General features: G+C 62.6%; 5 protein-coding genes. All 5 read left to right on the top strand.

Going from position 1 to position 7,881, the window contains the following annotated elements; all coding sequences use genetic code 11:
* Window positions 1-297: 297 nt before the first annotated feature.
* The 5 genes from ybaK to gltA all read left to right on the top strand — a co-directional run bounded on the left by ybaK (window position 298) and on the right by gltA (window position 7,834).
* On the top strand, window positions 298-780 hold the full coding sequence (gene ybaK / locus LKD37_RS16245; RefSeq protein WP_302930130.1) for a Cys-tRNA(Pro) deacylase: 483 nt from the start codon (window positions 298-300) through the stop codon (window positions 778-780).
* Window positions 781-792: 12 nt separating this feature from the next.
* Window positions 793-3,618 carry an excinuclease ABC subunit UvrA gene (gene uvrA / locus LKD37_RS16240; RefSeq protein ID WP_302930129.1) on the top strand — a complete coding sequence of 942 codons (2,826 nt, stop codon included), beginning with the start codon at window positions 793-795 and terminating at the stop codon, window positions 3,616-3,618.
* A gap of 387 nt (window positions 3,619-4,005) precedes the next feature.
* On the top strand, window positions 4,006-5,349 hold the full coding sequence (locus LKD37_RS16235; RefSeq protein ID WP_302930128.1) for a short-chain fatty acid transporter: 1,344 nt from the start codon (window positions 4,006-4,008) through the stop codon (window positions 5,347-5,349).
* Window positions 5,350-5,589: 240 nt separating this feature from the next.
* Window positions 5,590-6,432: a sulfide/dihydroorotate dehydrogenase-like FAD/NAD-binding protein gene (locus LKD37_RS16230; RefSeq protein ID WP_302930127.1), complete on the top strand. Its 843-nt coding sequence runs from the start codon at window positions 5,590-5,592 to the stop codon at window positions 6,430-6,432.
* Window position 6,433: 1 nt separating this feature from the next.
* On the top strand, window positions 6,434-7,834 hold the full coding sequence (gltA, locus tag LKD37_RS16225) for an NADPH-dependent glutamate synthase (protein WP_302930126.1): 1,401 nt from the start codon (window positions 6,434-6,436) through the stop codon (window positions 7,832-7,834).
* The last annotated feature ends 47 nt before the right edge of the window (window positions 7,835-7,881 follow it).

Raw genomic sequence — 7,881 nt, 5'->3', positions numbered from 1 at the left:
CCCTGACGGCCCCGGTACAGCCAGATGGGGAGCAGGCCCCCCACGGCCCCTGGCTCCGGTGGGTATGGTACGGCTTTTACCCGGCCCACCTGCTGGTGCTGTGGCTGATTGATACCAAAACCTGTTAAAAAGCTTGAAAAGCTTTTTATAGCACCGAAGGTGCGTCAGGTTTTGTATGAGACGGCACAGCGTGTTTTCACACGCTGTGTGTGCGCGCAGCGCACAGGGTTCTTGATTCATTTTTTTGAATCAAGAATCCGTATTATAGAATCATTTGGTAAGACAAGGAGGCACATCATGGCCAAGAAGGAAGAAAAAACCAACGTCATGCGGACGCTGGAGCAGAAAAAGATCCCCTATACCCCCCACACCTATGACCCCAACGGCCCCATCGACGGGGTGTCCGTGGCCCGGACCCTGGGCCAGGACCCGGCCTGCGTGTTCAAGACCCTGGTGACCCGGGGGGCCAGCGGCGGCTATTACGTTTTCGACATCCCGGCAGCAGAGAGCCTGGACCTGAAAAAGGCCGCCAGGGCCGTAGGGGAGAAGTCCGTGGCCATGCTGCCTCAGAAGGAGCTGCTGCCGCTGACGGGCTACGTCCACGGCGGATGCAGCCCTGTGGGCATGAAAAAGCAGTTCCCCACGGTGTTCCATGCCACGGCGGCAGACCTTCCCGCCATTATGGTGTCGGCGGGGAGGATCGGCCACCAGGTCCAGTGTGACCCCCAGGCTCTGCTGTCCCTGCTGGGGGCCAAAACGGCGGATATTATTGTGGACTAAGGACGAACGACCATGCAAGATCATATTTTCATCAAGGGCGCCCGGGAGAACAACCTGAAAAACATCGACGTCACCATTCCCCGGGACAAGCTGGTGGTGCTGACGGGGCTGTCCGGGTCCGGGAAATCCTCCCTGGCCTTCGACACCATCTATGCCGAGGGCCAGCGCCGGTATGTGGAGAGTCTGTCCAGCTATGCCCGGATGTTCCTGGGTCAGATGGACAAGCCCGACGTGGACTATATCGACGGCCTGTCCCCGGCCATCTCCATCGACCAGAAGACCACCAGCAAGAACCCCCGGTCCACCGTGGGCACGGTGACGGAGATCTACGACTATCTGCGGCTGCTGTGGGCCCGGGTGGGCACCCCCCACTGCCCCAAATGCGGCAAGGAGATCCGCCAGCAGACCATCGACCAGATCATCGACCAGATCATGGCCCTGCCGGAGGGCACCCGCATCCAGGTGCTGGCCCCGGTGGTCCGGGGCCGCAAGGGCGAGCACGCCAAGGTGTTTGAGGACGCCCGGCGCTCCGGCTATGTCCGGGTCCGGGCCGATGGAAACCTCTATGACCTGTCCGAGGACATCCCCCTGGACAAGAACAAAAAGCACAGCATCGAGATCGTGGTGGACCGGCTCATCGTCCGGCCCGACGGGGCCCAGCGGCTGACGGACTCCGTGGAGACCGCCTCCCACCTGTCCGGCGGCATCGTCGTGGTGAACCTGGTGCGGGAGGGGCAGGACCTGACCTTTTCCCAGAATTACGCCTGCGACGACTGCGGCATCAGCATCGAGGAGCTGACGCCCCGGATGTTCTCCTTCAACAACCCCTTCGGGGCCTGCCCCACCTGCACGGGCCTGGGGATGCAGCTGAAGGCGGACCCGGCGCTGATCATCCCCGACGACCGGCTGTCCATCTTAGACGGGGCCATCGTGGCCCCGGGGTGGAACTCCATCCGCTCCGACGGCATCAGCCGCATGTATTTCGAGGCCCTGGCCAAGGCATATCGCTTCTCCCTGCAAACCCCGGTGCGCCAGCTGTCCCCGGAGGTTCGGGACGTGATTTTCTACGGCACCCGGGGCGAAAAGCTGGAGCTGCACTATGACCAGCCCCGAGGCCGGGGCACCCTGTACCAGCCCTTCGAGGGCATCGCCAACAATCTGGAGCGCCGGTATCAGGAAACCCAGTCCGACGCCAGCAAGCGGGAGCTCGAGGAGTTCATGACCCAGTGCCCCTGCCCGGCGTGTAAGGGCCGCCGTCTGCGGCCGGAGGCGCTGGCGGTGACGGTGGGCGGCCTGTCCATTATGGAGGCCACGGAGCTGCCGGTGGACCGGGAGCTGGAATTTTTCAACGCTCTGACCCTGACGGAGACGCAGCAGCTCATCGCGGCCCAGATTCTCAAGGAGATCCGCTCCCGGTTGGGCTTCCTGCAATCCGTGGGCCTGAGCTACCTGACCCTGTCCCGGTCCAGCGGCACCCTGTCCGGCGGTGAAAGCCAGCGCATCCGCCTGGCCACCCAGATCGGTAGCAGCCTCATGGGGGTGCTGTATATCCTGGACGAGCCGTCCATCGGCCTGCACCAGCGGGACAACGACAAGCTGCTGGCCACCCTGAAGCGGCTGCGGGACCTGGGCAACACCCTGATCGTGGTGGAGCACGACGAGGACACCATGCGCGCCGCCGACTACCTCATCGACATCGGCCCCGGGGCCGGGGCCCATGGCGGACAGGTTATGGCCGCCGGCACGCCGGAGGAGGTCATGGCCAACCCCAACAGCCTCACCGGCCAGTATTTAAGCGGCAAAAAGTCCATCCCCGTGCCGGAGAGCCGCCGCCCGGGCAGCGGAGCATACCTCACCGTCCGGGGCGCGGCGGAAAACAACCTGCGGCATATCGACGTATCCGTCCCCCTGGGGACCTTCACCTGCGTCACCGGCGTGTCCGGCTCCGGCAAGTCCTCCCTGGTCAACGAGATCATCTTCAAGCGCCTGGGGGCGGACCTGAACCGCATGAAGGTCCGGCCCGGCAGGCATGACGCCCTGGAGGGGGAGGAGCATCTGGACAAGGTGGTGGGCATCGACCAGAGCCCCATCGGCCGGACGCCCCGCTCCAATCCCGCCACCTACACGGGCCTGTTCAACGAGATCCGCACCCTGTTCGCCGCCACCCAGGAGGCCAAGGCCCGGGGCTATGGCCCGGGGCGGTTCTCCTTCAACACCAAGGGGGGCCGGTGCGAGGCCTGCTGCGGCGACGGTATGCTGAAGATCGAGATGCACTTCCTGTCCGACGTATATGTCCCCTGCGAGGTGTGCCGCGGCAAGCGTTATAACCGGGAGACCCTGGAGGTGCGCTACAAGGGCAAGAGCATCGCCGACGTGCTGGACATGACGGCGGAGGAGGCCCTGGAGTTCTTTGCCCCGGTGCCGAAAATCGCCGAAAAGCTCCGCACCCTGTGCGACGTGGGCCTGGGCTATGTGAAGCTGGGCCAGTCCTCCACTACCCTGTCCGGCGGCGAGGCCCAGCGGGTGAAGCTGGCCACGGAGCTGTCCCGCCGGGCCACGGGCCGCACCTTCTATATCCTGGACGAGCCCACCACGGGCCTGCACTCCGATGACGTGAAAAAGCTGCTGGAGGTGCTGCAGCGGCTGGTGGACGCCGGGAACACGGTGCTGGTCATCGAGCACAACCTGGACGTGATCAAGTCCGCCGACTGGCTCATCGACCTGGGGCCGGAGGGCGGCTCCGGCGGCGGTACCCTGGTCTGCGCCGGAACGCCGGAAACCGTGGCCGCCTGCCCGGCGTCCTATACCGGCCAGTACCTGAAAAAATATTTGCACTAAACCAAGGGGCTGTCGAAAAACACGTTTCTGTCATTCCGAGGAGCGAAGCGACGTGGGAATCCGTTGATTTGCCGCCTGCGGGCGGCAAACTCTGCGAGACTTTTTCTGAAAAACAGGGGAGAGGGGCGCGCCCCCTCTCCCTTTGTTAATGCGCCTTTACGCATTGCACGTATTTTTAACGCCATATTTACGGCAAAAACACTTGAAAAATGTAAAATTGTTGTACTTTACCAAAAAGATTGTTATAATTTCGGCGAAACATTAATTGTAAACAGGACCGTACTCCTATACAATAGAAGCAGAGACAGCCCGGCCCCGCGCAGAGGCCCGGCCAGGACAGCGGGGGAGGGGACCCCTCCTCCGGACATATTAAAGGAGAGTGAGTCTGTGTTCAAGAAATTCACCAACGGCTGCGTTCGCGTGGTCAACCGATGGCTGCCGGATGCCTTCCTGTTTGCCATCATCCTGAGCATCATCGTTTTCATCGGCTCCATGTGCGCCACAAAGATGGGCCCGCTGCAGGTGCTCAACGCCTGGGGCGATTCCAAGGGCTTCTGGGGTCTGCTGAGCTTCTCCATGCAGATGGCCCTGGTGCTGGTGTTCGGCTCCGCCATGGCCGCCGCCAAGCCCTGCAAAAAGGCCCTGCGGGCCGCCGCCGGTCTGTGCCACAACAATATGCAGGCCATCGTGGTCACCACCTTCATCTCCACCATCTGCTGCTGGCTGAACTGGGGCTTCGGCCTGATCGCCGGTACGCTGCTGGCCAAGGAAGTGGTGCGCCGGGTCCCCACCGTGGACTATCCCCTGCTGATCGCCTCCGCCTATTCGGGCTTCGTGATCTGGCACGCGGGCCTGTCCGGCTCCATCCCCCTGGACCTGGTGGCGGGCAAGAAATTCGGCGAGGTTCTGTATCAGGCCCCCATCACCGACACGGTGTTTCACCCCATGAACCTGATCATGGTGGGCGTGATTCTGTTTGTCATGCCCCTTGTGAACTACGCCATGCATCCCGACAAGGCCCACACCGTGTGCATCGACCCCACCCTGTTGGAGGACGAGGCCGAGCGCACCTATGAGATCAAGACCCCCGCCGACAAGATGGAGCACTCCAAGATCCTGTGGGCCATCACCCTGGTGGGCGGCTTTGTGTACATCGTCTATTACTTCGTTCAGAACGGCTTTATCCTGGGCCTGAACATCGTGAACATGATCTTCCTGTTCCTGGGCATCCTGCTCCACGGCGACCTGCGCCGCTATGTGGACGCCATCTCCGACGCCGCCGGCGGCGCTGCCGGTGTGCTGCTGCAGTTCCCCTTCTATGCCGGTATCATGGGCATGATGGTGGCCGCCAATGCCGAGGGCGTGTCCCTGGCGGGCGTGATCTCCGAGTTCTTCGTGAACATCTCCAACAACGTCACCTTCCCCATGCTGTCCTTCCTGGCAGCCGGTGTGGTGAACTTCTTCGTTCCCTCCGGCGGCGGCCAGTGGGCCGTGCAGGGTCCCATCATGATGCCCGCCGGCGCGGCTATGGGCATCGAGAATGGCCGCACCGCCATGGCCATCGCCTGGGGCGACCAGTGGACCAACATGATCCAGCCCTTCTGGGCCCTGCCTGCCCTGGGTATCGCCAAGCTGTCCGCCCGGGACATCATGGGCTACCTGGTCATCGTCACCCTGTTTGTGGGCGTGGTGGCCTGCCTGGGCTTCCTGGCCTGGGCCGCCTGGTTCTGATCTGCTTTCCCGGACATTCCGAAATCCAAGGGGTGAGGGGACCTTCTCCTCGCCCCTTTGACCCGTCAGGCAGCTTGTCAAAAATCCCTTTTGGCAAGCTGCCTGATAATCTTTTACTACGGATTGACGAAATCCGCACATTGTGATATTATAAACACACACGACATAGGGCGGGCCTGGGTCCGCCCTATGCTCCGGGTACGGCTGTACCCCTTATGAATTAGGAAAGAAGGAACGACCATGTATCGCATCGTGACCAAAGAAGCGTTGAAACCCACCGTGATCCTGTATGAGATCGAGGCTCCTATGGTTGCCAGGAAGGCACAGCCCGGCCAGTTCATCATCCTGCGGGTGGATGAAAACGGCGAGCGCATCCCCATCACCATCCACGACTATGACCGCGAAAAGGGCACCGTTACCATCATTGTCCAGACCGTGGGCGCCACCACCGAGAAGCTCAGCCACAAGCAGCAGGGCGAGTATCTCCACGACTTCGTTGGCCCCCTGGGCAAGCCCACCGAAACCGAGGGCAAGAAGAAGGTCTGCGTCGTCGGCGGCGGCGTGGGCTGCGCCATCGCGTATCCCGTTCTGAAGAAGTTCCATGACTGCGGCGCAGAGGTCCACGCTGTGGTGGGCTTCAAGAGCAAGGACGTGGTCATTCTCGAGGACAAGTTCAAGGCCGTCTCCTCCGTGCTGAAGGTCTGCACCGACGACGGCTCCTATGGCCAGAAGGGCCTGGTCACCGAGGCCCTGAAGCAGCTGCTGGACGAGGGCAACCAGTATGACGAGATCTTCGCCATCGGCCCTATGGTGATGATGAAGTTCGTCTGTAAGACCACCGCCCCCTATGGCGTGCCCACCACCGTGTCCATGAGCCCCATCATGATCGACGGCACCGGCATGTGCGGCGGCTGCCGCCTGACCGTTGGCGGCGAGACCAAGTTTGCCTGCGTGGACGGCCCCGACTTCGACGGCCAGCAGGTGGACTGGGATCTGGCTGTCAAGCGCAACCAGATGTATCACGATTTCGAGGTGCGCAAGCACGAGGAAGTCTGCAATCTGTTCAAGCAGGAGGTAAAGTAACATGGCTGCCAAGATCAATATGCGTCTGGATAAGAATGAGATGCCCTCTCAGGACCCCAACGTCCGGAATAAGAACTTCCTGGAGGTGGCCCTGGGCTACACCGAGGAACAGGCCCTGGACGAGGCCGCCCGCTGCCTCCACTGCAAGAATCATCCCTGCGTGGACGGCTGTCCCGTGAACGTCCGCATTCCCGAGTTCATCGCCAAAATCGTGGAGCGGGATTACGAGGGCGCTTATCAGGTCATCCACCAGACCAGCTCCCTGCCCGCCGTGTGCGGCCGCGTCTGCCCCCAGGAGAGCCAGTGTGAGATGCACTGCGTCCGGGGCAAGAAGGGCGACCCCGTGGGCATCGGCCGTCTGGAGCGCTTTGTGGCCGACTGGCACAACGCCCACAGCACCGAGGCCCCCGAAAAGCCCCAGCCCAACGGCCACAAGGTGGCGGTGGTGGGTTCCGGCCCTGCGGGCCTGACCTGCGCCGGCGACCTGGCCAAGAAGGGGTATGAGGTCACTGTGTTCGAGGCCCTGCACCTGGCCGGCGGCGTGCTGGTTTACGGCATCCCCGAGTTCCGTCTGCCCAAGAGCATCGTCCAGAAGGAAGTGGACGGCCTGAAGGCCATGGGCGTGAAGGTGGAGACCAACACCGTGGTGGGCCGCACCATCACCATCGACGAGCTGATGGAGGAGAACGGCTTCGAGGCCGTGTTCGTGGGCTCCGGCGCGGGCCTGCCCATGTTCATGCACATCCCCGGCGAGAACCTGAAGGGCGTGTACTCCGCCAACGAGTTCCTGACCCGCATCAACCTGATGAAGGCCTATCGCCCGGATTCCGACACCCCCATCATGGACCTGAAGGACAAGAAGGTGGCCGTGGTAGGCGGCGGCAACGTGGCCATGGACGCCGCCCGCTGCTCCAAGCGCCTGGGCGCCGACGTGTATGTGGTGTATCGCCGGGGCATGGAGGAGCTGCCTGCCCGTCATGAGGAGGTGGAGCACGCCATCGAGGAGGGCGTGGTGTTCAAGACCCTGAACAACCCCGTTCAGATCAACGGCGATGAGCAGGACTGCGTCAAGTCCATGACCTGCATCGAGATGGAGCTGGGCGAGCCTGACGCTTCCGGCCGCCGCCGCCCCGTGGAGAAGAAGGGCAGCGAGTTCGAGCTTCCCGTGGACGCTGTGATCATGTCCCTGGGCACCACCCCCAACCCCCTCATTAAGTCCACCACCAAGGGCCTGGAGGTCAACAAGAAGGGCGGCATCATCGTCAACGAGGACGGCCTCACCTCCCGCCAGGGCGTGTACGCCGGCGGCGACGCCGTTACCGGTGCGGCCACCGTGATCCTGGCCATGGGCGCCGGCAAGCTGGGTGCCAAGTCCATCGACGAGTACCTGAGCAACAAGTAAATCTACGCCTTACATAACGAGAGCGGCGCTGCCTGGCAGCAGATCGG

It is taken from the genome of Brotocaccenecus cirricatena (assembly GCF_020687045.1).
Taxonomy (GTDB): Bacteria; Bacillota; Clostridia; order Oscillospirales; family Oscillospiraceae; genus Vescimonas; species Vescimonas cirricatena.
Note: the sequence above shows the minus strand (reverse complement) of the source record. Positions and strands in the feature narration are given on the sequence as shown.